At 47.8% G+C, this 26,344-nt stretch carries 22 protein-coding genes; all 22 read left to right on the top strand.

Annotation, left to right across the window (positions count from 1 at the left end):
- The first annotated feature begins 230 nt into the window (after window positions 1-230).
- The 22 genes from pyrH to dut all read left to right on the top strand — a co-directional run bounded on the left by pyrH (window position 231) and on the right by dut (window position 26,247).
- Window positions 231-959 (top strand): UMP kinase, encoded by a 729-nt coding sequence (gene pyrH / locus ABEQ74_RS04760; RefSeq protein ID WP_006211297.1) that lies wholly within the window; start codon window positions 231-233, stop codon window positions 957-959.
- The gene (frr, locus tag ABEQ74_RS04755) at window positions 959-1,513 is read left to right on the top strand and encodes a ribosome recycling factor (protein WP_430119970.1); all 555 of its coding nucleotides are present in this window, start codon (window positions 959-961) and stop codon (window positions 1,511-1,513) included. The genes pyrH and frr overlap by 1 nt, the downstream gene beginning before the upstream one ends.
- Before the next feature lie 73 nt (window positions 1,514-1,586).
- A complete protein-coding gene (locus ABEQ74_RS04750; protein ID WP_053492665.1) occupies window positions 1,587-2,354 on the top strand; it encodes an isoprenyl transferase in 768 nt (255 codons plus the stop codon).
- A gap of 20 nt (window positions 2,355-2,374) precedes the next feature.
- Complete coding sequence (locus tag ABEQ74_RS04745) at window positions 2,375-3,175, top strand: phosphatidate cytidylyltransferase (protein ID WP_430119967.1); 801 nt, start codon at window positions 2,375-2,377, stop codon at window positions 3,173-3,175.
- A gap of 17 nt (window positions 3,176-3,192) precedes the next feature.
- Complete coding sequence (locus ABEQ74_RS04740) at window positions 3,193-4,332, top strand: 1-deoxy-D-xylulose-5-phosphate reductoisomerase (protein ID WP_430119965.1); 1,140 nt, start codon at window positions 3,193-3,195, stop codon at window positions 4,330-4,332.
- Window positions 4,333-4,461: 129 nt separating this feature from the next.
- Window positions 4,462-5,736: an RIP metalloprotease RseP gene (gene rseP / locus ABEQ74_RS04735; RefSeq protein WP_430119963.1), complete on the top strand. Its 1,275-nt coding sequence runs from the start codon at window positions 4,462-4,464 to the stop codon at window positions 5,734-5,736.
- Between the two features lie 195 nt (window positions 5,737-5,931).
- Window positions 5,932-7,389 (top strand): proline--tRNA ligase, encoded by a 1,458-nt coding sequence (proS, locus tag ABEQ74_RS04730; RefSeq protein WP_430119961.1) that lies wholly within the window; start codon window positions 5,932-5,934, stop codon window positions 7,387-7,389.
- 257 nt (window positions 7,390-7,646) lie between these two features.
- On the top strand, window positions 7,647-11,963 hold the full coding sequence (locus ABEQ74_RS04725; RefSeq protein ID WP_430119959.1) for a PolC-type DNA polymerase III: 4,317 nt from the start codon (window positions 7,647-7,649) through the stop codon (window positions 11,961-11,963).
- A 189-nt stretch (window positions 11,964-12,152) separates the two neighbouring features.
- Window positions 12,153-12,614, top strand: coding sequence for a ribosome maturation factor RimP (rimP, locus tag ABEQ74_RS04720; RefSeq protein WP_053492671.1), 462 nt, complete (start codon window positions 12,153-12,155; stop codon window positions 12,612-12,614).
- 32 nt (window positions 12,615-12,646) lie between these two features.
- On the top strand, window positions 12,647-13,744 hold the full coding sequence (nusA, locus tag ABEQ74_RS04715; RefSeq protein ID WP_053492672.1) for a transcription termination factor NusA: 1,098 nt from the start codon (window positions 12,647-12,649) through the stop codon (window positions 13,742-13,744).
- 24 nt (window positions 13,745-13,768) lie between these two features.
- Window positions 13,769-14,080 (top strand): RNase P modulator RnpM, encoded by a 312-nt coding sequence (rnpM, locus tag ABEQ74_RS04710; protein WP_053492673.1) that lies wholly within the window; start codon window positions 13,769-13,771, stop codon window positions 14,078-14,080.
- Entirely contained in the window at window positions 14,073-14,396 is a 324-nt protein-coding gene (locus ABEQ74_RS04705) for a YlxQ family RNA-binding protein (protein ID WP_175320809.1), read from the top strand. Before rnpM ends, ABEQ74_RS04705 begins: the two co-directional genes overlap by 8 nt.
- Window positions 14,389-17,058 (top strand): translation initiation factor IF-2, encoded by a 2,670-nt coding sequence (gene infB / locus ABEQ74_RS04700; RefSeq protein ID WP_430119956.1) that lies wholly within the window; start codon window positions 14,389-14,391, stop codon window positions 17,056-17,058. Before ABEQ74_RS04705 ends, infB begins: the two co-directional genes overlap by 8 nt.
- Window positions 17,059-17,077: 19 nt before the next feature.
- The gene (gene rbfA, locus ABEQ74_RS04695) at window positions 17,078-17,431 is read left to right on the top strand and encodes a 30S ribosome-binding factor RbfA (RefSeq protein WP_430119954.1); all 354 of its coding nucleotides are present in this window, start codon (window positions 17,078-17,080) and stop codon (window positions 17,429-17,431) included.
- Between the two features lie 83 nt (window positions 17,432-17,514).
- The gene (locus ABEQ74_RS04690; RefSeq protein WP_430119952.1) at window positions 17,515-18,495 is read left to right on the top strand and encodes a DHH family phosphoesterase; all 981 of its coding nucleotides are present in this window, start codon (window positions 17,515-17,517) and stop codon (window positions 18,493-18,495) included.
- Entirely contained in the window at window positions 18,492-19,403 is a 912-nt protein-coding gene (gene truB, locus ABEQ74_RS04685) for a tRNA pseudouridine(55) synthase TruB (RefSeq protein ID WP_430119950.1), read from the top strand. The genes ABEQ74_RS04690 and truB overlap by 4 nt, the downstream gene beginning before the upstream one ends.
- A 35-nt stretch (window positions 19,404-19,438) precedes the next feature.
- Window positions 19,439-20,401 carry a bifunctional riboflavin kinase/FAD synthetase gene (locus tag ABEQ74_RS04680; protein ID WP_430119948.1) on the top strand — a complete coding sequence of 321 codons (963 nt, stop codon included), beginning with the start codon at window positions 19,439-19,441 and terminating at the stop codon, window positions 20,399-20,401.
- 156 nt (window positions 20,402-20,557) lie between these two features.
- On the top strand, window positions 20,558-20,827 hold the full coding sequence (gene rpsO, locus ABEQ74_RS04675) for a 30S ribosomal protein S15 (protein WP_119847488.1): 270 nt from the start codon (window positions 20,558-20,560) through the stop codon (window positions 20,825-20,827).
- A gap of 406 nt (window positions 20,828-21,233) precedes the next feature.
- Window positions 21,234-23,339 (top strand): polyribonucleotide nucleotidyltransferase, encoded by a 2,106-nt coding sequence (pnp, locus tag ABEQ74_RS04670; RefSeq protein WP_430119945.1) that lies wholly within the window; start codon window positions 21,234-21,236, stop codon window positions 23,337-23,339.
- A gap of 140 nt (window positions 23,340-23,479) precedes the next feature.
- Window positions 23,480-24,466, top strand: a complete 987-nt coding sequence (locus ABEQ74_RS04665; RefSeq protein WP_430119943.1) for a polysaccharide deacetylase family protein — start codon at window positions 23,480-23,482, stop codon at window positions 24,464-24,466.
- A 91-nt stretch (window positions 24,467-24,557) separates the two neighbouring features.
- The gene (locus tag ABEQ74_RS04660) at window positions 24,558-25,826 is read left to right on the top strand and encodes a M16 family metallopeptidase (RefSeq protein WP_430119941.1); all 1,269 of its coding nucleotides are present in this window, start codon (window positions 24,558-24,560) and stop codon (window positions 25,824-25,826) included.
- Window positions 25,801-26,247 (top strand): dUTP diphosphatase, encoded by a 447-nt coding sequence (gene dut, locus ABEQ74_RS04655; RefSeq protein WP_430119939.1) that lies wholly within the window; start codon window positions 25,801-25,803, stop codon window positions 26,245-26,247. Before ABEQ74_RS04660 ends, dut begins: the two co-directional genes overlap by 26 nt.
- Window positions 26,248-26,344 lie beyond the last annotated feature (97 nt).

The raw sequence follows: 26,344 nt of genomic DNA, 5'->3' as shown, positions 1-26,344 counted from the left end.
ATAAATAAACAAAAACGAGATAAGATTGTTATAAATTCGGTGTAAAGGCTACCCTTATCTCACAAGAAAGAATAGACCTTAGTCTTGACTAGACGAGTAGTAGTTTCTACTTGAGACGGATGTTTTTACCCGATTTTTATAAACCGTCAAGCAGTGCCGGTGTGTCTGTCTGTCGTTTTTCAAACGGGCGTCGAATACGTAGGCGCCGTCTTAAAGTGGAGGGTTATCATTTGGAACAGCCTGTATATAAACGAGTGATATTGAAAGTCAGTGGGGAATCCCTTTCAGGGCAGAATGGATATGGTATTGATGCTGAGACGATCTCTTCGATCGCTGAGCAGGTTCGTGAAGTTGTCGAGCTTGGTGTTGAAGTCGCCATCGTATGTGGCGGGGGAAATATCTGGCGCGGCATTGCTGGCAGCGCGAACGGAATCGACCGTGCGACAGCAGACTATATGGGTATGCTCGCAACGGTGATGAACTCTTTGGCCCTTCAGGATGCTTTGGAGCAGATTGATGTGCCGACTCGGGTACAAACCTCTATCTCAATGCAGCAAATTGCCGAGCCTTATATCCGCCGGAGAGCTATTCGGCATTTGGAAAAAGGCCGTGTCGTTATTTTTGCAGCAGGAACAGGGAACCCATACTTCTCCACTGATACGACTGCAGCGCTTCGCGCGGCGGAAATCGAAGCAGAAGTGATTCTTATGGCGAAGAATAAAGTGGACGGTGTGTACTCTGCTGATCCATTTAAGGATGAAACTGCCGAGAAGTACGAGCAGCTGACGTATCTAGACGTATTGAACAAAAACCTTGGGGTAATGGACTCTACAGCTTCATCGTTATGTATGGACAACAACATCCCGCTCATCGTCTTCGCTATTACGGAGCAAGGTAATATCAAGCGCGTCGTTTTGGGTGAAAAAATCGGAACCATCGTCAAAGGGAGTGTAGACTAATGCCGCAATCGGTGAAAAAGAATGCAGAAGAACGCATGGAAAAAGCGATCTTAGCTTTGAAACGTGACTTGGCAACTTTGCGTGCAGGGCGGGCAGCTCCAGCGCTTCTTGACCGGATTACAGTTGAATATTACGGAGCACCCACTCCACTGAATCAGCTGGCTAACATTAGTACGCCGGATTCCAGAACGCTTATGATCCAGCCTTGGGACAAGTCGTCCTTAGCCGACATTGAGAAAGCAATCATGAAATCGGATATCGGATTAACTCCGGCGAATGATGGCAATCAGATTCGTCTCGTTGTACCTGCACTTACGGAAGAACGCAGAACTGATCTGGTTAAAATGACGAAAAAATTCGGCGAAGAAGCGAAAGTGGCCATCCGCAACATTCGTCGTGATGCCAACGATGACATTAAAAAATTGGAGAAAACAGATATTTCCGAGGACGAGTCCCGGAGACATCAGGATGATATCCAAAAAACGACGGATAAGTTTATCGCAGAAGTCGACAAAGTCCTCGTTGCCAAAGAAAAAGAGATTATGGAAGTATAAGAGACTTATGGCCCCTCCTGTCAATGGTGGGGTTTGTCTCTTTTTTTGCAGAAAGATGCCTGGAGGAAATGGAATGATCAAACGGGTTCGATCGTGGTTGAATCAGGAGAACAGTCAGCAGACGCATCAGCTCTCTCCGGACAACATCCCCGAGCATGTTGCCATCATTATGGATGGTAACGGACGCTGGGCAAAACGGCGTGGTATGCCGCGGATCGTTGGACATCAGAATGGTATGAAAGCTGTCAAAAGGACGGCCATAGCGGCCAATGACTTGGGAATCAAAGTGTTGACGATGTATGCTTTTTCTACTGAAAACTGGACGCGGCCGAAGGATGAGGTCGATTTCCTGATGAAACTTCCCCAAGAGTTTTTGGCCATTGAGTTGGAGGAGCTGATCGAGAAGAATGTCCAGGTCCGCATGATGGGGCATCCGGAAGACCTTCCTTCCCATACTCTGTCTGCCATGGAAGAAGCAGTTGCGAAGACAGCCGGTAATAACGGTCTCATTCTGAATTTTGCGCTCAATTACGGCAGCCGTAAAGAGATCACCGAAAGTGTTAAGACGCTGGGGCAAGAAGTACGTGATGGGATTCTTCGTCCAGAAGATATCACAGAGGAACTAATTAGCCAGCGGCTCCTCACAGGCGAGTTACCGGATCCGGATTTATTGATTCGCACCAGCGGCGAGCTGCGCTTGAGCAACTTTATGTTATGGCAGCTGGCATATAGTGAGCTATGGTTTACAGATGTCTATTGGCCCGAGTTCACCAAAGACCATTTGGTTGAGGCGATAGCAAATTATCAACAAAGAACTAGGCGCTACGGTGGTTTGTCGTAGCCGATGGAGGATGGAACGTTTTGAAACAGCGATTGATTACCGGAATTATAGCGGGAGCGGTCTTTTTAGGATTATGTTTCATTGGCGGTCTATGGTACCATCTTCTTATTCTGGCGATGGCGCTAATCGGTTACTATGAATTTGTACGCATGACAAATACGGCACCATTTGGTGGAACAGCATGGATTGGTTATGTAGGGGTAATTCTTTTTGTTTTCCCTTGGGGGCCACTTCAATTGAATTTTAATATGCCGTGGGGGCATGTTCTGTGGCTATTATTGCTCTTATTCATGCTCGTAACGGTGATTACGAAGAATACGATCGATATCAAGCGGGTTTCTCTACTGTTTTTGGCTTCGGCTTATATCGGCATCGGATTTTCGTTCATAGCGGAATCAAGACATGCGCCTGACGGTCATGGCGTATTCTGGACTTTTTTGCTTCTGGTTTCGATCTGGGCAAGTGATGCTGGAGCGTATTTTGTCGGTCGCTCAATGGGACGTCATAAATTATGGCCCTCCATTAGCCCGAATAAAACGGTTGAAGGGGCGCTCGGAGGCGTTTTGATCGCCGTAGTAACAGCGCTGCTCTTTGCATTCTTCTCAGATGGATTCCTGACGGCTGGTCAGGCGGTTCTTATCGGGTTTTCCTGTGCCGTTATTGGCCAACTTGGGGATTTGGTGCAGTCCGCTTATAAGCGGGTCTATGGCATTAAGGATTCGGGTAAGCTATTGCCTGGACATGGTGGAATATTGGACCGGTGTGACAGCTGGATCGTCGTATTTCCATTTGTACATATATTGGGTCTCCTGCCTTATTAACGAAAGGAACGATGTGCATGAAGAAAATCAGTGTACTCGGCTCCACAGGTTCTATTGGTACTCAGACCTTGGACGTTGTGAGAAAACACCGGGATCAATTTCAGATTGAGGGGCTTGCTGCGGGAAGCAATAAAGAATTATTACTTCAGCAGATTACGGAATTTGCACCACGCAAAGTATCTGTTGCCACGAAAGAGCTTGCTGACAGCATCCGCCATGAACTTCCCGCTGGCACCAAAGTGTTCCATGGGCAGGAAGGGCTCATAGAGATTGCCGCAGCGACAGATGCGGAGTTAGTGGTTACCGCCGTTGTTGGCAGCATGGGCCTCTCATCTACACTTGCTGCCATTGAAGAGGGCAAGACAATTGGGCTTGCCAACAAGGAAACGCTTGTTACTGCTGGTCACCTTGTGACGGCTCGGGCAGCGGCAAACGGGGTAAAGCTCTTGCCGATTGACAGTGAGCATTCCGCTATTTTTCAATGTTTAAACGGAGAACGGCATGAAGATATTGAACGGATCACGTTGACGGCTTCCGGCGGATCATTCCGGGATTACACCCGTGATCAGCTCGTTAATGTTACGGTGGAGGATGCGCTGAAACATCCAAACTGGTCCATGGGAGCGAAAATTACGATTGATTCCGCGACGATGGTTAATAAAGGGCTTGAAGTGATGGAAGCTCACTGGTTGTACAATATCCCGTACGAGCAGATATCCGTCCTTCTCCATCCGGAAAGCATCATTCATTCCTTTGTCGAATTCCGTGATTCGAGTATTATTGCGCAGCTTGGCAATCCGGACATGCGGGTTCCGATTCAATATGCGCTGACTTATCCGGAGCGATGGTCTTCACCTGCCAAAAGGCTGTCTTTAGCAGAAGCGGGCCAGCTGAATTTCCGGGAAATGGATCTTGAACGATTTCCTTGTTTAAGGCTTGCTTATGAATGTGGTAAGATGGGTGGGACAGTTCCGACGGTATTCAATGCTGCGAATGAGATTGCAGTAGCACGGTTTCTTCGGGGCGAGATCTCTTTTCTGCGTATCGAAGAAATCATCGAGGAAGTGGTGCAGCAGCACCAGCTTATACCTGAGCCCGAACTGGAAACGATTGAAGAGAATGACCGGTTAGCGCGCCAATTAGCTTCTCGGCTATAGCCTGAAGCCGTTTTTTGAAATCTCCCTTAAAAAATCAGATAGCTAGTGATTCTCTTGTGGACAACAGGAGAATAATGATAATCTATAGGGACATACTGCGTTTCTGAGAGAAAAGGGGGATGTAAATAATTGGAAATGGTTCGGATCGTTTTTTTAACGGTGCTTATGTTTTTTGTGATTGTGACCGTGCATGAATGGGGTCATTATTACTTTGCCCGTCGTGCCGGGATTTTGGTCCGCGAATTCGCGATTGGATTTGGTCCAAAGCTGTTCTCATATAAACGCAATGAAACGCAATTTACGCTTCGTCTTCTGCCATTCGGCGGATATGCACGTATGGCGGGGGAGGATCCGGAACTTGTCGAGATCCAGCCTGGTCAAACGATTGCGGTTCGATTAAATGCTGAGAACCAAGTAAAGAAGATTTATTTAGATCAACTTGATAACCGCAAGAATGTGATCCGCGGTGAAGTCCAGTTTATCGATATGATCGATCGATTGTCAGTTAGGCTTGATGTGGATGGTGAATTTCAGCAGTATGAAATTCATCCCCAAGCACATACGGTGGCCAAAGGTGTTGAGACGCAAATCGCGCCAAGAGATCGTCAGTTCGGCAGTAAGACGGTTGGCCAAAGAGCGCTTGCGATATTTGCCGGTCCAGTTATGAACTTTATTCTGGCATTTGTGCTCTTTGCACTTAACATCCAGATGGTAGGCATCCCGGTAGAAAATCCAACCTACGTTCAGATTGGCGAGATTACGAAGGGCATGCCTGCAGATGAAGCCAATCTGAAAGAGGGCGACATCATCGAGAGTATTAATGGGAACGCGATCGGTGCTGATTATCAGAAGATGATTGAATTGATCTCCGCTTCCAAGGACAAGCCGATGGAATGGAAGGTTCGTCGGGGTGATGAATCTTTCGATCTTACATTGACTCCTCGGACGATGGAGGGAGAAGAAGGCGGCAAGGTGGGAATCATCCCAGAGCTTCCTACTCGCCCAGCAGGGTTTGGGGAGACGATTACCGGCTCCGGTACAGCAATGGTAGATACAACGAATATCATCTTCCAGGGATTCAGACAATTGATCCAGAAGTTTTCCATGGATGATTTAGGCGGTCCTGTACGAACCTTTGAGGTTACGGGGCAGATTGCCAAGCAAGGAATTGCACAGCTCACCAAGTGGGCTGCGATTCTCAGTCTATATCTTGGCATATTTAATCTGCTTCCAATACCGGCATTGGATGGAAGTCGTCTGGTGTTCTTAGGGATCGAGGCTTTAAGAGGCAAGCCTGTTGATCCGAACAGGGAAGGTATGGTTCACTTTATCGGGTTCGCGATGCTGTTCCTGTTAATGATTGCCGTCACCTATAACGATATTCTACGGTTGATAACCGGATAGCCTTGAGGTACGGCTCGGTGTGCCAGCCATAACGGAGCCGTACCTTTTTTATTGCATCAGATACTGTAAATTGCTCTAATTCAGAGCAGGCTATTGTCTTGGCCTTGCTCACACATATCGCCATAACGTTTGTTCAGCACTCACAATTAGGAGCTGCGGACATATGTTTTGATCAATGGGAGGAACAGGATTTATATGTCTAAAGAGTCAAAGGATAAACAATTCGTGACAGAGATCACGCCGCAAGGAGAAGATTTTTCACGGTGGTATATTGATGTTATCAAAAAAGCAGATCTGATGGATTATTCTCCGGTTAGAGGCTGTATCGTCTTTAAACCAGATGGTTATGAGATTTGGGAGCATATCCAACAGGAGCTGGATCGACGATTCAAGGAAACGGGACACCGGAATGCCTATTTCCCGTTGTTTATTCCCGAGAGCTTTTTCCAGAAGGAGAAGGAGCATGTAGAAGGTTTCAATCCCGAGCTGCCATGGGTAACTGAAGCAGCAGGTGAGAAGCTTGAAGAGCGTCTGGCTATTCGTCCTACTTCGGAGACGATGTTTGGGCATATGTATTCCAAATGGATTCAATCCTATCGCGACCTGCCCGTGAAGATTAATCAGTGGGCCAATGTGGTTCGCTGGGAAAAGCGTACACTGCCGTTCCTCCGCACCAGTGAGTTTCTGTGGCAGGAGGGTCATACCGCTCATGAAACGGAAACGGAGGCAAGAGCAGAAACGATGCAAATGCTTGATATTTATCAGCAATTTGTAGAGGATTATCTTGCAATTCCGGTTATTAAGGGACAAAAGACACCTTCGGAGAAATTTGCGGGTGCTGTGGATACATTCTCAATCGAAGCGATGATGAAAGACGGACGCGCTGTACAAGCAGGTACTTCGCATTATATGGGCACCAACTTCTCGCAAGCATTCGAGATTCAATATTTGAATCGTGAAAATACGCTTGAATATGCTCATACAACATCATGGGGTGTCAGCACGCGTCTCATTGGCTCTCTGATTATGGTTCATGGAGATGATCGTGGTCTGGTGCTGCCTCCTAAAGTCGCACCGACACAAGTCATCATGATCCCGATCGGTCCTCCGAAGACACGAGATGCGGTAGTGGGCCGTACGGATGAGCTGTTCCGTGAATTGAAATCTGCTGGCATTCGTGTGCGTGTAGATGATAATCCGGATGTGCGTCCTGGCTGGAAGTTTAATGAATATGAAATGCGTGGAGTGCCGGTACGTCTTGAGATTGGCCCGCGTGACATGGAGAATGGCGTCTGCGTCCTTGTCTCCCGGATTACAGGCGAGAAGAAAGTCGTAGAACAAGCCAACCTGACTCAAGAAGTCCAGAATATGCTGGAGCAGGTGCACCAGGAGATGTTCGATCGTGCGAAGCAGTTCCGTGAAGATCATTTCTATTCCGTGGAGACACTGGATGAAATGAAGGACAGCATGGTGGAGAAGCGCGGCTTTACTTTGGCGGGCTGGTGCGGTTCGGAAGCTTGTGAGGATGCGGTGAAGCAAGAAACCGGTGCTACGAGCAGAAACATTCCATTTGAACCTGCTGAGAAGAAAACCAAATGTCTTGTATGCGAAGCAGAAGCAAAACATACCGTTTTGTTCGCCAGAGCCTACTAGTAACATGATATAATGATATTCGGATCAAGTGCTAAGAAGTTACCAAGCTTCGCATTGGATCTGGAACTCTAACATCTGGAGCAAGCTTCCAGGTGGCAGTATTGCGGACGCTCTTCCTTTGGGGCAGGACGAATGAGTGCTGCCGCTATGGAAGCTTTATTCTATTTTATATCTGCTTAATGCAGGTTTGTCTTCACTAGATGTATGTCGCTTAGAAGTTTGTATTATCGCTTTATGCAATGCAGGGGGAGGGAACCATGGGCACAACAGAAGATAAAAGGAAGCGATTTGAACTGCTGATCAAGCAGGGAGAAGTTCCGGCCAATCTGGTGGAACCCTATTTTTTGGATGGTGTGATTGAAAGGGTAGAGACGAGCAGGGCCAGTAAGGATTGGAGAATAACCTTGCTTAAGGAAACCTTGGTTCCGGCAGAGGTATACCGCACATTTTGTCTGAGAATTCAGGAAAAAATGGGACATATCGCAAAGATCAAGTTCGTATTCCGATATGGAAGCGGCGTTTCCGAAGCTGATATCGTGCAGGAATATTGGGGACTGTTCCTGGAATGGGCTCATCGCGAAATCCCTTCGGTTAACGGATGGATGGCAAGAGCCAAGCACGAGGTGCAAGACGGACAAGTCCTTCTCTCCATGTCAGATGCCATGTCACTTGAGCTCGCTCGTAAGAAGCAGATCGATGAGGCCATCACCCGTTTCTTCGGTCAATATTTTGATCTCACACTCCGCGTTAAGATGCAGGTTGGGGATAACGGACAGGCAGCTTATGAGGAGTTCGAGCAGAAGAAGCGAGAAGAAGAGCTTAAGGTCATTGAGCAGCTTATGAGCAGTATGGAAGCTGAATTGGAAGCAGAGGATGAGGAAGAAGGCGATGTTCGCCTGCAGGTTGGGTATGACATCAAGGATCAGCCGGTTCCGATCCAGGAGATTCAGGATGAAGAGAAGAAAATTACGATACAGGGAACCATCTTCGGATTAGATCGCAAGGAACTGCGCAACGGTAGCACGTTGTTTACGTTCAACCTGACTGATTTCGGCGATTCGTTGCAAATGAAAATGTTTGGCAAAACGAAAGATGACTTGAAGGTCCTGAGCCTTCTTGAGAACGGAAAATGGGTAAAGGCACGCGGTCGGGTTGAATATGACCGGTTTATGCAGGTGCCCGAGCTGGTCATGATCCCTTCGGATCTCGTCGAAGTTCCTTCGCCAAAATCCCGCAAGGATAATGCGGCGGAGAAGCGGGTGGAATTCCATTTGCATACGACGATGAGCACGATGGATGCCGTCACGCCGATTGACCGTTATGTCAAGACAGCTGCAGCCTGGGGACATAAAGCGATTGCGGTGAGTGATCATGGCGGTGTCCAGTGTTATCCGGATGCAGCGAAGAATGCGAAGAAGCATGGCATTAAAATGATGTATGGTATTGAGGCGAATGTCGTAAATGACGCTGTAAATATCGTGGAACAAGCCCAGCCGATTGAACTGAACAGCGCAACTTACGTGGTATTCGATATTGAAACCACCGGTTTGTCTATTACGGCAAACAAGATCATCGAGCTTGCTGCCGTTAAGATGCACGAAGGCAAGGAGATTGGCCGATACGCGACTTTTGTCAATCCGCACGAACGCATACCGTACCACATTCAGCAGTTGACCAATATTAATGACGATATGGTTAAGGATGCTCCTGAACTGGAACCAGTGTTGAAGGAGTTTGTTGAATTCGTGGGAGATGGCGTGCTTGTGGCTCACAACGCCCGATTCGATATGGGGTTCATTCAGGCTTCACTCAAAAATGCCGGAATGGATACGCTTGCCAATCCGTCCCTGGATACACTGGAGCTGGCCAGACTGGTTCACCCAGGGATGAAGAATCACCGCCTGAACACATTGGCTGATAAATATAAAGTTTTGCTCGAGAGCCATCACCGGGCGATCGATGACACGATTGCACTGGCTGGAATCTTGACCGGACTTTTAAATGACGTAGAAAAAACAAAAGGCGTCAAAATGCTTGATCGTCTCAACGATTATGTAGGGACTGATCTGTCTAATACCCGCCCTTTTCATTGTGGTATTTATGCATTGAATATGACAGGCAAGAAGAATCTGTACAAGCTGGTCTCCATGTCGCATACCGAGTATTTCAAGCGGGTGCCGTGTATCCCTAAATCCAAGCTCCAAGAGATGAGGGATGGACTGCTGGTGCTTTCCGGCTGTGAAAAGGGAGAGTTCTTCGAAACGGTGCTGAACAAAACAGAAGAAGAAGCGGAGGAAATTGCCGACTTCTATGATGTATTGGAAATTCAGCCGTTAACGATGTACATGCATCTGGTGGACAAAGGGTTGGTAGGAAGTCCGGAAGAAATTAAAACTGCAATTTCCAAAGTTGTACGTATCGGCGAAAAGCTGAACAAGCCGGTCATTGCTACAGGAAATGTGCATTATCTGGAACCGCGGGACAAGCTGTTCCGTGACATTACTATTCATGGTATTACCGGTTTCAGTCCGCTCAAGGATATGCGCAAGCCGGACGCGCATTTTCGGACTACGGATGAAATGCTCGAAGAGTTTGAATTTTTGGGACCGGAAAAATGTTATGAAGTCGTGGTAACAAATACAAGCGAATTGGCTGACCGCTTTGAAGAACTGGAGCTCTTTCCAGATAAGCTGTTCACACCGATTCTGGAAGGCGCAGATGAAGAGATTCGAAATACCTGCTATGAGACGGCCAAGTCAATCTATGGCGAGAATCTTCCTGAAGTCGTTGTTGCCCGGCTGGAAAAAGAGCTCGAACCGATTATTAAATACGGATTCTCAGCGAACTATCTGATTTCCGAGAAATTGGTGAAGAAGTCAAACCGGGATGGATATCTGGTCGGTTCCCGGGGGTCCGTAGGCTCCTCGGTTGTTGCCACATTCCTCGGCATTTCCGAGGTTAACCCGCTGCCTGCGCATTATATATGCACGAACAGCGACTGCAAGCACAGTGAATGGTTCCTTGACGGCAGCATACCGAGCGGATTCGACTTGCCTGACAAGGATTGTCCGGAATGCGGAAACAAGATGAAGGGCGAGGGACAGGATATTCCGTTCGAAACCTTCCTAGGTTTCAAAGGGGATAAGGTTCCCGATATCGACTTGAACTTCTCTGGCGAATATCAACCGCATGCCCATAATTTCACCAAGGAGATGTTTGGCGAGAAGAACGTCTTCCGGGCGGGTACTATCGGTACCGTGGCGGAGAAAACGGCTTTCGGCTTTGCCAAGAAATATGAGGAGCACAACAACAAGCGCTGGCGGGGAGCGGAATTGAACCGCCTGGCGTCAGGTTGTACCGGCGTCAAACGCAGCACTGGTCAGCATCCCGGCGGTATAGTTGTAGTTCCAGACTATATCGAAGTGGAAGAAGTTACACCTGTGCAGTATCCTGCCGATGATGTGAACGCCGAGTGGAAAACGACGCATTTCGATTATCATGCCTTCGAAGCGAATCTGCTCAAGCTCGATATACTCGGGCATGATGATCCGACGATGATGAGGATGCTTCAGGATTTAACCGGAGTGGATCCAACGACCATTCCGATGAATGATCCAAAAGTGATGAGCATGTTCAATTCAACCGAAGCATTGGGTGTAACGCCGGAGCAAATACGCTCTCCGGTGGCTACCTTCGGCGTACCGGAGATGGGTACCAAGTTCGTTCGCCAGATGCTTGTGGAATCGCAGCCGTCGAGCTTTGCGGACTTACTTCAAATCTCAGGATTGTCGCACGGAACCGGCGTTTGGCTAGGCAACGCCCAGGAGCTTATCAAGAATGGCACATGCAACATCAAAACCGTTATTGGTTGTCGTGATGACATCATGCTGTTCCTGATATACAAAGCAGGCATGGAGGCGAGCCTCGCATTTAAAATTACGGAAAGCGTGCGTAAAGGACGGGGCTTGTCCCAGGAATGGATCGACGAGATGAAGAAATGCAAGGTACCGCAGTGGTACATTGATTCCTGTCTCAAAATTCAGTACATGTTTCCGAAAGCCCATGCTGCTGCATATGTTATTTCAGCGGTACGCACGGCTTATTTTAAGCTGTACCATCCGATCGAATACTATGCGACGTATTTTTCGGTCCGAGCTGAGGACTTCGATATCGAATTATGCTGTCAGGGCTATGAGGCCATTTATCGCCGGATCGAAGAGATCGAACAGCTGGGATTCGGGGCCAGCCCCAAGGAAAAAGGGATGCTGCCGATTCTGGAGATGGCGCTGGAGATGACAGCAAGGGGCTTTACATTCAAGAACATCGATCTTTATCAATCGGATGCTCTTAGATTTAAGGTGGAAGGAGATTCACTCATTCCTCCATTCTCAGCTCTTCAAGGGATTGGCGATAATGCCGCCCGGAACATTGCTGCCGCACGCGATTATGGGGAGTTCTTATCCATAGAGGATTTCCAGCAGAAGTCAAAAGCAAGTAAAACCGCCGTAGAGCTGCTGACTCAAATGGGATGCTTCCGCGGTCTGCCTGAGAGCAATCAGCTGTCATTGTTCTGATTCTAACTTTTTCTAGCTTACTCTAGCTTGCCGTGACGCCTTGACAGTCAAGGAGTCGTACTTGTCACTATTACCAGACTATGTTATAATTTTTTTGGTAATCATGGAGATAAAACCGTTGTGTAAAGAGTGGGGCAACCCACTCTTTACTCTTTGGTATATAGGAAATGAACTTGGAGGTTATGTTCTTTGAGCACATCAAAGATTAAAACGACTGTGGAAGAAATGGTGCAGCCGTATTTGGACGAACACGGCTTTGAACTGGTAGATGTGGAATACGTTAAGGAAGGAAGTAATTGGTTCTTGCGCGTGTTTGTTGATAAGGACGGCGGCATCGACATCGACGATTGCGGTTTAATCAGTGAATACCTGAGCCAAAAGCTGGACGAGAATGATCCGATTCCGACAGCTTATTTTCTTGAAGTCTCTTCTCCTGGCGCGGAACGTCCTCTGAAGAAGAAAGAGGATGTGGCCAAGTCGGTCGGCAAGAACGTATTTGTTACGGTATATGAGCCGATTAACGGACTGAAAGAGTTTGAAGGCAAGCTGGAATCCTTTGATAACGAGGAGCTAGTCATTCAAACCGTCAAGAAGCAGTACATCATTCCATATACAAAAGTAGCCAGCGCCAGATTGGCCATCATTTTTTAAACGGAAGTTTTGAAAGGGGGAACCGATTTTCAATGAGTATGGATTTTATTGAAGCGATGAATGAGTTGGAAAGAGAGAAAGGCATCAGCAAGGATGTGCTGTTTGAAGCTATTGAAGCGGCACTGATTTCAAGTTACAAACGCAATTTTAACACGGCGCAAAATGTAAGGGTCGATATGAACCGCAACACGGGCGTTATCAAGGTTTTCGCACGCAAGCTGATCGTGGAAGAAGTTCTGGATCCGCGGACCGAAATTTCATTGCATGCCGCCCGTGAAATCAATCCGCATTTTCAGATTGAAGATATCGCGGAAATCGAGGTTACACCGCGTGATTTCGGACGAATTGCAGCGCAAACGGCAAAGCAGGTTGTTACCCAGCGCATTAGAGAAGCCGAACGCGGCCTGATCTACAGCGCTTTTATTGACAAGGAAGATGATATCGTAACAGGGACGCTGCAGCGTCAAGATATGCGTAACATTTATATCGACCTTGGCAAGATCGAAGCAGCACTGCCTCTCACTGAGCTTATGCCTAACGAGAAGTTCAAGCATGGCGACCGGATTAAAGCGTATATCACCAAGGTAGAGAACACGACCAAAGGGCCACAAATTATGCTGTCCCGTACGCATCCCGGCCTCTTGAAACGCCTGTTTGAGCTGGAAGTGCCAGAAATTTTTGACGGGGTCGTTGAAATTCGCTCGGTCGCGCGCGAAGCTGGATTCCGTTCTAAAATCGCGGTTTATTCCCGCAACGACGAAGTTGATCCGGTAGGCTCTTGCGTAGGACCAAAAGGTATGCGCGTACAGACTATCGTAAATGAGCTTCGCGGGGAAAAAATTGACATTGTCCGCTATTCTGAGCAGGTCGAAGAATACGTGGCCAATGCACTGAGTCCATCCAAAGTTCTCGAAGTTCAAGTATTTGAGGATGAGAAGATGGCACGTGTAATTGTTCCGGATTATCAGCTCTCGCTTGCGATTGGAATCAAAGGCCAGAATGCTCGTCTCGCGGCGAAGCTGACCGGCTGGAAGATCGATATCAAGAGTGAAAGTCAGGCGGAGCAGGAATTTGGCAGACCGAAATCCCAATCAGGCGAAATGCATCAGGATTCCGTCTCTGTCGATTAATTCCAATGACGGGGGGTTGTCGTCTTGAAGCAGAGAAAGATACCGCTTCGTAAATGTGTAGCTTGTCAGGAAATGATGCCCAAGAAAGAGCTTATCCGAATTGTAAGAACTCCAGAGGATGCTGTCCTGATCGATCTTACCGGTAAAAAATCGGGACGGGGAGCTTATTTATGCGGCAAAGTTTCCTGCTTCAAGCTGGCACACAAAAATAAAGCACTAGATCGAGCGTTGAAACAACATGTGAAGCCTGAGATCTATGAACAGTTGGCGCAGGATTTTATCAAGGTAGAAGATGAATTCCTGGCTGCAAAAGAGAGTGCTGCCGATGATGAATAGGGCGCTTTCTCAACTCGGTCTGGCCATGAGGGCAGGTAAGGTGGTTACCGGAGATGAGATCGTGCTCAAAGCCATCCGGTCTTCTGAAGCAAAATTGGTTATTCTGGCGGGTGACGCCTCAGATAATACTACAAAAAAGTTCCGCGATAAATGCGGTTCTTATAATATCCCTCTGGTAATCGGATTTGACCGGGAAAGTCTGGGCACAAGTGTAGGTAAACCCGAACGAGTTGTGCTGGCAGTTACGGATCAAGGATTCGCAGAAATGATCTCCAAGAAAATGGAGACAATGTCGGAGGTGGAGTATATTGAGTAAACAGGAAAACAAAGACAATAAACTTCGAGTATACGAATATGCTAAATCGTTGAACATGAGCAGCAAAGAAATCATCACGATACTCAAACGTTTGAACATTCCGGTCAACAATCATATGAGCGTAATGGAGAACGATACAGTATCCAAGGTGGAACAGTTTTTTAAGGATATCAAATCGAATGCAGCAGCTAAGCGGGATGGTGGAGACGCTTCCCGTAAGCCATCGAGTTCAAGTGCAGCAGCGGCATCCGTATCCAATGCAAAAACAGCAGGCAATTCCACAAATGTGGATGCAGAAGGCAACCGTAACGGGCAGGACGGTTCGCATAATTCAGGACAACGAGGATCAGGCCAACAAAGTCAAAGCCAGCCCAAAAAACAACAGGAAAAGCAGGTAGGTATGAATAGTAGAACGAACCAAAACACGCAGAACAGTACAGGCTCCCAGCGTCCGAACAGTGGACAGGACAGCCGGAGAAACCAATCCGGCTCCGCACAAGGAAGCCAGCAGAACAATCGCAGCCAATCATCCAGACCGGGCGGCAGCACGCAGACCGGCTCACGTCCACAGGGCGGGAGTCAAGGAGGCGCACGTCCGCAAGGCAATAATCAAGGCGGAGCACGTCCGCAAGGGAATAATCAGGGAGGGTCGCGTCCGCAGGGAAGTAACAACCAAGGCGGAGCACGTCCTCAGAACAGGCAGGGTGGAACCGGTGGTGGATTTTCCAGCTCCAATAACAATAGCGGGAACAATCAAAACCGCGGTTCCAGAAATAATAACAACAATCGTTCAGACTCCAAGCGTTTTGATGACAATCGTCAAGGGTTCCGTGGCAACAATCGCGGTGGGAAGAACAACCGTGGACGGAATCAACATAATCAGCAGCCGCCTCGTGAGAAAATCGACAACACGCCGAAGAAAATTATCGTCCGTGGCAACATGACCGTCGGTGAAACGGCGAAGCTGCTTCATAAGGACGCTTCCGAAGTCATCAAGAAGCTGATTTTCCTCGGCGTGATGGCCACCATTAACCAGGAGCTTGATATCGATACGATTCTGCTGCTCGCTGGCGAATTTGGTGTAGAAGTCGAAGTGAAAATTCCGGTGGAGGAAGATCGTTTTGAAACCGTAGAAGAAAACGATGCGCCGGAAGATCTGAAAGAACGTCCACCGGTCGTTACCATTATGGGTCACGTCGATCACGGGAAAACCACGCTGCTTGATGCGATCCGTTCCGCGAATGTATCAAGTGGTGAAGCAGGCGGTATCACGCAGCATATCGGTGCGTATCAAGTTGAGATCAACAACAAGAAGATTACGTTCCTGGATACTCCGGGTCACGAAGCATTTACAGCTATGCGTGCCCGTGGTGCACAAGTAACGGATATGACAATCATTGTAGTTGCTGCTGATGACGGTGTAATGCCTCAGACTGTGGAAGCTATTAACCATGCGAAAGCAGCGGGATTGCCGATTATCGTTGCCGTGAACAAAATCGATAAGCCGGAAGCCAATCCGGATAAAGTGAAACAAGAATTGACTGAATATGAATTAGTGCCTGAGGAATGGGGCGGAGACACCATCTTCGTTAACGTTTCGGCGAAACAGCGGATGGGTCTGGAAGACCTGCTTGAAATGATCCTTCTGGTAGCAGAAGTGAATGAATACAAAGCAAATCCTGACAAGCGCGCACGCGGTACCGTTATTGAAGCCGAGCTGGATAAAGGCAGAGGCCCGGTAGCACGTATTCTCGTTCAGCATGGTACGCTGAAAGTAGGCGACGCCTTCGTAGCAGGCAATTGCTTCGGCCGTATTCGTGCGATGGTGAACGATAAAGGCCGTCGTTTAAAAGAAGCAGGTCCTTCAACGCCGGTTGAAATTACCGGTTTGACTGAAGTTCCGGGTGCCGGCGATCCGTTCATGGTGTTTGAGGATGAGCGTAAAGCGCGTAACATCGCTGATAAGCGTGCAATTACTCATCGTCAATCCGAATTGAACACGAATACCCGCGTGACGCTGGATGATCTGTTCCAACACATTAAAGACGGTGAGATCAAGGATCTTAACGTGATCATCAAAGGTGACGTTCAGGGCTCTGTTGAAGCACTGAAAGGTTCCTTGAACAAAATCGAAGTGGAAGGCGTTCGCGTCAAGATTATCCACAGCGGCGCCGGTGCGATCACGGAATCCGATATTATCCTAGCAGCTGCCTCCAACGCGATTGTTATCGGATTTAACGTTCGTCCGGACGTTCAAGCGAAACAAACTGCCGATCAGGAAAAGGTTGATATTCGTCTGCACCGTGTAATCTATAATGTAATCGAGGAAATTGAGCAAGCTATGAAGGGGATGCTCGATCCGGAATATAAAGAAGTCGTGATCGGTCATGCGGAAGTCCGCAACACCTTTAAAGTGAGCAAAGTAGGTACGATTGCAGGATGTATGGTGACATCCGGTAAAATTACGCGTAACGCAGAAGTTCGCTTGATCCGTGACGGCATTGTCGTTCATGAAGGCAAGATCGACTCCCTCAAGCGTTTTAAGGATGACGCTAAAGAAGTGGCACAGGGGTACGAGTGTGGTATTACCTTGGCGAGCTATAGCGACGTGAAAGAAGGAGACGTAATCGAAGCCTTCATCATGGAGACAGTAGAGCGCTAACGAATGAGGTGATCAGACCATGGCAAAAATTAGAACTGGGCGCGTAGGCGAGCAGATTAAAAAAGAGCTCAGCCAACTGATCCAAACGGAGTTAAAAGATCCAAGAATCGGTTTTATTACGGTGACTGGCGTTGATGTAACCAATGACTTGTCTCAAGCGAAGATATACCTGAGTGTTCTCGGCGACGATGAGCAGAAGGCAGCTTCCTTGAAGGGGCTGGAGAAAGCAAGCGGCTTTCTCCGTTCCGAACTCGGCAAGCGGATTCGTCTCCGCCATGTACCCGAGTTGATCTTCAAATTCGATGATTCCATTGCTTACGGAAGCCGTATTGAAAAGCTGCTGACCGAGATTGTGGATCAAGAAGAGAAGTAAGGGATTTCGTTTAAGAATTCCCTGATCGCTATCCGTTTTATGGAGTTTCGATGTTATACGTTTTCTTATAAAGGAGAGGGCGAATGCAGACCTATGAACAAGAGCTGCAGCAGGTAAAGTCATTCCTGCTGGAGCACGATGATTATTTGGTTGTGTCGCATGTTCAGCCCGACGGAGATGCAGTCAGTTCCACCCTTGCGGTGGGCTGGCTTCTCTCATGTCTGGGCAAGAAATTTACGATGATAAATGAAGGATCTATCCCGAAACGCATGAAAATGCTTTGGCATGCTGAGGACATTCTAAATCTGTCTGAACAGCAGCAGCCGGATAGAAAATTCTCGCATGTTATTTGTGTTGATTGTGCGGATTTTGCAAGAGTGGGGTATACAAGTCAGCTATTTGCAGATGATGCAAGCATCGTTAATATTGATCATCATCCGACGAATGATGGTTATGGAGCTGTTAACCTGGTTGTACCGGAGGCGGCAGCAACAGCAGAGATTCTTTATGATTTGCTGAATTTGTTCGAAGTGAACTGGGACTCGGAGATTGCCACTGCTATTTATACAGGGCTGTTAACGGATACCGGCGGGTTTCGTTATTCCAATACATCGCCCAAGGTGATGCGGATCGCTTCTGATCTTTTATCTTATGGTGTAAACGGGCCGGAAATTGCCGAAACTCTACTTGAAGAGATGACACTCTCGCAGACGAAGATTTTGGTTGAGGCTTTAAATACCTTGACTCTGTCGGAAGATGGTAAGATCGCCTGGGTATACGTAACACCGGAACAGATGGAGTCATGCGGCGCCGTTAGCGAGGATCTCGAAGGGATTGTAAATTATCCACGAAATATTCAGGGCGTGGAAGTAGGGATTCTGTTTAAATCGCTGAAATCGGGTATGGTCAAGGCTAGTATGCGTTCTGCTGGAAGGGTAGATGTTGCGTCATTGGCTCAGACTTTTGGCGGAGGCGGTCATGTCCGGGCAGCAGGTTGCAGCATCGAGGGCTCGCTTCAAGATATCATTCCGAGAGTAGTAGAGCAGGTGAAATTGAAGTTATGACGCAATTAGAAGGCATCTTGGCTGTGCACAAACCGGCAGGCTGGACATCGCATGATGTGGTTGCCAAGGTACGGGGCATTGTTCGTCTGAAACGGATTGGACATACGGGAACGCTAGATCCGGAAGTTACAGGGGTACTCCCGTTATGTCTGGGAAGAGCCACAAGAGTAGTAGAGTATCTGCAAGAACTGCCTAAAGAGTATTATGCAGTTCTGCGGCTCGGTTATGCTACGGATACCGAGGATATAACCGGTAACGTGATCGAAACTGCAGATGAAGTAAATGTGACTGAGAGCGAAGCGCTTGCAGCATTGCAATCTTTTACAGGCCGGATATCCCAAGTTCCCCCTATGTTTTCTGCTGTAAAAGTCAACGGCAAACGATTATATGAGCTTGCCAGAGAAGGAAAGACGGTAGAACGCAAAAGCCGTGAAGTAACGATCCACGAAATCGAAATGACGGATTTCCATCCCGGGGATGGCTATACGGATATTTCTTTCCGTGTTCTGTGTTCGAAGGGTACATATATTCGTACGCTCTGTGTGGATATTGGCAGAAAGCTTGACCTTCCATCTGTTATGGTTAAGCTGGTGCGGACGGTATCGGCAGGAATTACGGAAGAACAGTGCTTGACGCTGGAACAAATTGAGCAGTTTATGAAGGATGAAAGCCTGCACTCCCGGCTTATACCGGTGGACCAATCCATTCAATACCTGCCAAGGCATACCGTTTCCGAAGAGAAGAAGGACGCGGCCTTGCAGGGACAACGCTTGTCTGCAAGAGCGGTAGAACCAGCTGTTAACAGCTTGGAGCCTATTCGCTTGTACGATATAAATGGGAATTTTCTAGGGATTTATAAGCAGCAAGAAGAGACGGGAGCTATCATTCCTGTGAAAGTATTTTCCTAAGCAAGACCGGATTTAGTGAGTGGAGGTGAGAGATCATGAGGATTGTTTCTTTGTCTTATCCTGTATCTGCTGAAATCGCAAAAGAAGCTGCCGAGCCGAAGGTCGCTGCCATCGGTCAATTCGACGGTCTTCATCAGGGACATGCCAGCGTGCTTACGACAGCGATCAATATCGCTCGGGAGAAAGGAGTGCCCGCTGCACTTATTACCTTTTATCCTCATCCGAAAGATGTAATCGGTAAAGGAAATTACGAAGGATATCTGACACCTCAGCCAGACAAGCAAAGATTGCTTGAGGAGATGGGCATCGATATATTGTACGTTGTCGAGTTTAATAAGGAGTTCTCCCAAATCAGTCCGGACACATTTGTTGAAGAGATGCTGTTTCCGCTGAATCTGCAAACGGCTGTGGTCGGCTTTGATTTCCGCTTTGGACATAAGGGAGCAGGCGATGCGGCCGAACTTCAGAAGCTTGGCGATGGTAAGATGTCTGTCGTTACAGTCCCGCCATTCTTGGTTGATGGCGAGAAGGTAGGGAGTTCAGCCATTCGGATTGCGCTAAAGACTGGCAAGTTATCTGATGCTAACCGTTGGTTCGGACGAAATTATCATATCCGCGGCAGTGTCATCCATGGGGAGAAGCGAGGAAGAAAGATTGGTTTTCCAACGGCTAACCTGGAATTGACGGACCCTTATGTGGTCCCTGCCTTAGGTGTGTATGCTGTCCGTGCACGCATGGAACATCATGACAACTGGATTCCTGGTGTGATGAATGTTGGCGTAAAACCTACGTTTCATGAAGGGATCACGAAGCCGATCTTCGAAGTACATCTGTTTGATTATGATGGGGATCTGTACAACCAGATCATGACGGTGGATTTGGTCCATTATATCCGTAAAGAGCATAAATTTGAATCGGTTCAAGAACTGGTGGAATGGATTCAGCGCGATGCGGATGAAGCACGTAAAATATTGAACGCCAGCGAATCAAAATTTTAGGACAATTTGTTGGCAAACTGATTTTCTTTTTCAGGTAAAGTATGCTATACTCTTAGAGGTTGCCCGGAAGACGGGCAATTTTAACCTTGGCTTGGATGCTCGATCTCACCGTCGGTACCTGGGCCAATGGCGATTATAATGAGGGAGGTGAACAGGATGGCATTGACTCAAGAACGTAAACAACAACTGATTGACGAGCACAAAACTCATGAGTCCGATACAGGATCTCCAGAGGTGCAAATCGCTATCCTAACGGAAAATATTACGAACTTGACTGACCACTTGCGTTCGCACAAGAAGGATCATCATTCCCGTCGTGGATTGTTGAAAATGGTCGGCCAACGCCGTAAGTTGCTTGCATACTTGAAAAACAAGGATGTTAAACGTTACAGTGCTTTGATCGAGAAGCTTGGATTGCGTCGCTAATCATCTATAAGATGTGCCGAAAACAGCCTGGTTGTCCACTGTCCTTCTTGGAACGACAGCGGACAGCCGGGCTCTTTTCTCAGTATTGTACAATTTATGTTGTCGATTTACCCCACAAAGTACTGCGTCCGCTTCATAGGCTAAACTTCGCTTTGTGGGGTTATCTTCATATAGATTCTTTTATGCTTGAAGGATGTAAGTTAAGTTTGGCATAAATTCGCTTGAGGGTATAACCAGGGGCAATTTATACGGAGAATATACTTAGACGGTTCGGATTGTTCCTATACATAGGTTCGTAGATGTTGGACCGCTTGGATAGCTCTGATTAAGAAATGCGGACAGTGCTTTGCAGAGTAGGCTGAAATAGTGATTTATCAAAAAATTGTTCCCCATGAGGAGGGATTGCATGGAAACACGTGTTGAAATGGAGCTTGGCGGAAGACCCCTCGTATTTGAAACAGGGCGCCTTGCGAAGCAGGCAAATGCGGCTGTTATGGTTCGTTACGGCGAAACAGCAGTCCTGTGTACAGTGACAGCTTCCAGTGAACCGAAGGACCTGGATTTTTTTCCATTGACGGTTAACTATGAGGAGCGTTTGTATGCAGTCGGAAAAATTCCCGGTGGATTCATCAAGCGTGAAGGCAGACCAAGCGAGAAAGCGATTCTTGCAAGTCGTCTGACTGACCGTCCGATTCGTCCGCTGTTTCCGGAAGGATTCCGTAATGACGTACAGGTTCTGAATCTGGTGATGAGCGTAGATCAGGATTGTGAGCCGGAAATCGCAGCGATGATTGGTACTTCTGCTGCGTTGAGCATCTCCGATGTGCCTTTTAACGGTCCGATCGGCGGAGTTGCGGTTGGCCGTGTGGACGGCAACTTTGTCGTGAACCCGAATATTGCACAGCAGGAAGCAAGCGATATTTATCTGGTCGTAGCTGGAACTAAAGATGCGATCATGATGGTTGAAGCCGAAGCTAACGAAGTTCCAGAGGAAGTTATGCTGGAAGCGATTATGTTTGGACATGAAGAAATTAAGAAAGTCGTGGCCAAGATCGAAGAACTCGTAGCTGCTTGCGGTAAAGAGAAGATGGAAGTCAAGCTTCACGCTGTCAATGAAATTGTGAATCGCGAAGTTCGCGAATTTGCAGAAGCTCGTCTTGTTGAAGCGGTCCGGATTGAGGAGAAGCATGCTCGTCAGGATGCGATTGATGCGATCAATGACGAAGCTTACACCGTGTTCGAAGAGAAGTATCTTGAGACACCTGAGCTGTTGAAGGATGTTAAAGAAGTTCTTCATGATATCGTGAAGGAAGAAGTTCGACGTTTAATTACGCATGACAAGGTTCGCCCGGATGGCCGTGGCCTGTCCGAGATCCGTCCTATCGATTGCGATACAAGCCTGCTGCCTAGAACGCATGGTTCCGGTCTGTTTACACGTGGACAAACCCAGGCTCTTAGCGTATGTACTTTAGGTGCTCTTGGTGATGTCCAGATTCTGGATGGCATCGATCTGGAAGAAACCAAGCGCTTTATGCACCACTATAACTTCCCTCCGTTCAGCGTAGGGGAAGCTCGCCCGCTTCGCGCACCAGGACGTCGTGAAATCGGACACGGTGCACTAGGTGAGCGTGCATTGTCCAAGGTTATCCCGAATGAAGTGGAATTCCCGTACACCATTCGTCTCGTATCCGAAGTTATCGAATCGAACGGTTCGACTTCTCAAGCAAGTATTTGCGCAAGCACACTCGCTATGATGGATGCAGGGGTGCCGATCAAAGCACCTGTGGCCGGCGTTGCGATGGGCTTGATTAAAGACGGAGAGCATGTTTCCATCCTGACGGATATTCAAGGTATGGAAGACCATCTAGGTGATATGGACTTTAAAGTTGCAGGTACGCCTGAAGGGGTCACAGCTATCCAAATGGATATCAAGATCGACGGCATCGACCGTGCAATCCTCCAGGAAGCACTGCAGCAGGCAAAAGAAGGACGCATGCACATTCTTGGAAAAATGGCAGAAGCTATTCAAAAGCCAAGAGAAACCTTGTCGCAATATGCGCCTAAAATTATTACGATGCAGATCAATCCGGATAAAATTCGTGATGTTATCGGGGCCGGCGGCAAGATCATCAACAAAATCATCGAAGAAACCGGCGTGAAGATTGATATCGAACAAGACGGCCGCGTATTTATCGCATCTTCCAACGATGAGATGAATAAGAAAGCTCTTTCGATTATCGAGGGTATCGTGCGTGAAGTAGCGGTTGGCGAGATCTATACAGGTACGGTGAAACGGATTGAGAAATTCGGTGCATTTGTTGAGATTCTGCCTAACAAGGACGGGCTTGTTCATATCTCCCAGCTGTCCACAGAGCGCGTAGCGAAGGTCGAGGATGTGGTAGCGATCGGTGATGTTATTACCGTGAAAGTTACTGAAATCGACCAGCAAGGACGGATTAATCTTTCTCGCAAAGCTGTTCTGACTGCGGAAGGCGCCAAAAGCGGATCTTAAGTCGAGCTTTCAGGTTTAACAGCATATAGATAGAAGGAAAAGAGGCAGAACCTATCATTCTGGCTCTTTTTTCATCACATATTTCCGCCTCTTCCCTCATAGAATGGGACAAAGCTTCTCGAGGAAAGGTGGATAGGCCGATGGATGGAAAAAAGATGGCTGTACTGCTGACCGGTGCCGCAATGGTGTCGGCTGCTGCTGTGTTCAGCGGCGCTTGGGGATACATAACGGGTCTGGAGAATAAGCCTGAGACGCACTTGGTTAACGGCTCAGAATCAGCAATAGATCTGAATTTATTGAGTCAGATTGAAACCGAGGCAGCAAAATCGCGTATCGAGCCGATCGATGCCAGAGTGGATTCGGTATGGAAAGCCATCCCCGGTTACAACGGGCTTGAGATCGATATTGAAGCTACATACAAAGCGGCATCATCGAAAAAAAGAAAAGCCGGGGATGCCATACCCTACGTGTATCGGCAAATTCCGGCCAAAGTAACGCTCGATGATTTGGGGGAGCAACCGATTTATCGCGGAAATCCGAACAAGCCGATGGTCTCATTAATGATTAATGTGGCTTGGGGAAATGAGTTTTTGGTGCCCATGCTGAATACACTGGATGCAGAAAACATCAAGACTACCTTTTTCCTGGATGGAAGCTGGTTGAAGAAAAACCCGGAGTTGGCTGCTGAAATTATGAAAAGGGGCCATGAGATCGAGAATCATGCTTACACGCACCCGAACATGAGCCGCCTCAGCAGAGAGCGGGCAGAGATGGAGATAAAGAAGACGCAGGATTTGCTCAAAGAAAGCCTGGGTGTGGAGAACAAGTGGTTTGCCCCGCCTTCCGGTGATTTTAATCAGCAAACTGTGTCCATCGCTCATGCAAGGGGTTTAAAGACGGTGTTGTGGACGCTTGATACGGTGGATTGGAAACATCCTGCGCCGGAAGCGGTCATTCAAAAGATATCCACAAAGGTAGAGCCGGGTTTCTTGATTTTGATGCATCCCACAGATTCGTCGTCGCAAGCGCTAAAGGGAATGATCGATGGGATACGTGCCAAAGGCCTTCAGATTGGAACAGTCAGTCAGACGCTTTCATCGGAGCGAATCATGCCACAGGGAAGTTGAGCCGCTTGGTAAAGTTTGATAGAATGAATGGATGGCATGAGGCTGTTGATCAGCTCAGTCAGCCTGGATGGAACAGTTAGGGGGGCCTCTCGTGAAAAAAATACTATTATCTAACGGCCTGAGAGTGGTTATGGAGCAGATCCCGACAAGCCGTTCGGTATCATTCGGGATATGGGTGAAGACCGGTTCTCGCAACGAATCCGCGGATATTAACGGGATTACGCATTTTATAGAGCATATGATGTTCAAAGGGACGGAACGTTTTGATGCTCGTGGCATTGCTGAAGAATTTGATGCAATTGGAGGCAATGTAAACGCCTTTACGTCCAAGGAGTATACATGCTATTACGCCAAGGTGCTGGATGAGCATTTTCCGATTGCAGTCGATGTACTGTCTGACATGTTTTTCAACTCGAAGCTGGATGAAGCAGAACTGGCGAAGGAGAAGAATGTCATTCTAGAGGAAATTGCCATGTATGAGGATACCCCGGATGATTTGGTTCATGACTTGATGTCTTTATCGGTGTATGGGGATCATCCTTTGGCCTATCCGATTCTCGGTACGAAAGAACGGCTGGAATCCATGGATTCGCAGGCATTGAAAGCTTACATGCGTAAACATTATACTATTGAGAACACGGTGATTGCCCTTGCCGGCAACATTAATGATGAAGTTATTGAGCTTTTGGAGAAGCATTTTGGTGGCTTTGCCAATCAAGGAAGCTCCGAGTCGCTGGCTGTGCCAACCTTTTTGGACGGTGTTCAGTTCCGCAAGAAAAAAACAGAGCAGAATCATATCTGCATGTCGTTTCCTGGCTGCTCCATCGGGGATGAGCTCCAATATGCGATGGCACTGCTAAACAATGCGGTTGGCGGCGGTATGAGCTCCCGTTTGTTTCAGGAAATACGAGAAAAACGCGGTTTGGCCTATTCAGTATATTCGTATCACAGTTCTCATGCGGATAGTGGCATGTTTACCATCTATGCGGGAACGGCGCCCAAGCAGACCAAAGACGTGCTTCAGCTGACCACGGAAATGCTGCAAGATTTGGCTCAGAACGGCATGACGGAAGATGAGCTGCGCAAAGGGAAGGAACAGTTGAAGGGAAGTCTTATTTTAAGTCTGGAGAGCACAGGCAGCCGGATGAACCGCTTGGGTAAGAACGAATTGATGCTGGGTCGTCATTTCAGCCTGGATGAAATTATTGAGCGTGTTGAACAAGTCAGCATGAAGGACGTGAATGCCGTTCTTGATCGTATGTTTGGTACACCTTATGCGCTGGCAATGGTAGGAACTTCAGATAAAGCACTTGATGGGCTTGGGAGGAATGAGTTTGTTGCACTACGTTCAAATCAATAGATTACCAGGTAATGAGGATGTTAAACTTCCGGTGAAAATGTCCGAACTCGCTGCAGGATTTGACCTGCATGCAGCTGTGACCGAACCGGTCGTTCTGAGTCCGGGCGAACGTCAATTAATTCCGACCGGTTTTGCAATTGCCATGCCGGCAGAATTAGAAGCGCAAATCCGCCCTCGGAGCGGATTGGCTTTCAAGCATGGTATCACCTGCTTGAATTCCCCAGGTACAATCGATGCTGATTATCGCGGGGAAGTGAAAGTGCTGCTCGTGAATTTGGGACAAGAAGCTTTTACTATCGAGCGCAATGAGCGAATTGCTCAAATGGTGTTCAAAACGGTACCTGCTGTAGAATTTACAGAGGTGGACGAATTGTCTGATACGGTACGCGGATCAGGCGGGTTTGGTCATACTGGGAAATGATCCCTTTTGTCAGTTGGCTTTAAACGGGAATATGGCAATAACCATTATCATCAAGCACCGCTTCGGCTTTAGCCGGAACGGTGCTTTTTTGTATGTC

Origin of the sequence: Paenibacillus solani, assembly GCF_050475945.1 — a bacterium.
Lineage (GTDB): Bacteria > Bacillota > Bacilli > Paenibacillales > Paenibacillaceae > Paenibacillus_AQ > Paenibacillus_AQ solani_A.
The sequence above is the reverse complement of the archived record's forward strand: the minus strand, read 5'-3'. Positions and strand labels throughout refer to the sequence as shown.

Excerpts from the sequence above, each read along its gene's own strand:
- frr (WP_430119970.1), top strand. The coding sequence starts at position 959 with ATGCCGCAATCGGTGAAAAAGAATGCAGAAGAACGCATGGAAAAAGCG.
- ABEQ74_RS04750 (WP_053492665.1), top strand. The coding sequence starts at position 1,587 with ATGATCAAACGGGTTCGATCGTGGTTGAATCAGGAGAACAGTCAGCAG.
- ABEQ74_RS04740 (WP_430119965.1), top strand. The coding sequence starts at position 3,193 with ATGAAGAAAATCAGTGTACTCGGCTCCACAGGTTCTATTGGTACTCAG.
- proS (WP_430119961.1), top strand. The coding sequence starts at position 5,932 with ATGTCTAAAGAGTCAAAGGATAAACAATTCGTGACAGAGATCACGCCG.
- ABEQ74_RS04725 (WP_430119959.1), top strand. The coding sequence starts at position 7,647 with ATGGGCACAACAGAAGATAAAAGGAAGCGATTTGAACTGCTGATCAAG.
- nusA (WP_053492672.1), top strand. The coding sequence starts at position 12,647 with ATGAGTATGGATTTTATTGAAGCGATGAATGAGTTGGAAAGAGAGAAA.
- ABEQ74_RS04705 (WP_175320809.1), top strand. The coding sequence starts at position 14,073 with ATGAATAGGGCGCTTTCTCAACTCGGTCTGGCCATGAGGGCAGGTAAG.
- rbfA (WP_430119954.1), top strand. The coding sequence starts at position 17,078 with ATGGCAAAAATTAGAACTGGGCGCGTAGGCGAGCAGATTAAAAAAGAG.
- ABEQ74_RS04690 (WP_430119952.1), top strand. The coding sequence starts at position 17,515 with ATGCAGACCTATGAACAAGAGCTGCAGCAGGTAAAGTCATTCCTGCTG.
- truB (WP_430119950.1), top strand. The coding sequence starts at position 18,492 with ATGACGCAATTAGAAGGCATCTTGGCTGTGCACAAACCGGCAGGCTGG.
- ABEQ74_RS04680 (WP_430119948.1), top strand. The coding sequence starts at position 19,439 with ATGAGGATTGTTTCTTTGTCTTATCCTGTATCTGCTGAAATCGCAAAA.
- rpsO (WP_119847488.1), top strand. The coding sequence starts at position 20,558 with ATGGCATTGACTCAAGAACGTAAACAACAACTGATTGACGAGCACAAA.
- pnp (WP_430119945.1), top strand. The coding sequence starts at position 21,234 with ATGGAAACACGTGTTGAAATGGAGCTTGGCGGAAGACCCCTCGTATTT.
- ABEQ74_RS04665 (WP_430119943.1), top strand. The coding sequence starts at position 23,480 with ATGGATGGAAAAAAGATGGCTGTACTGCTGACCGGTGCCGCAATGGTG.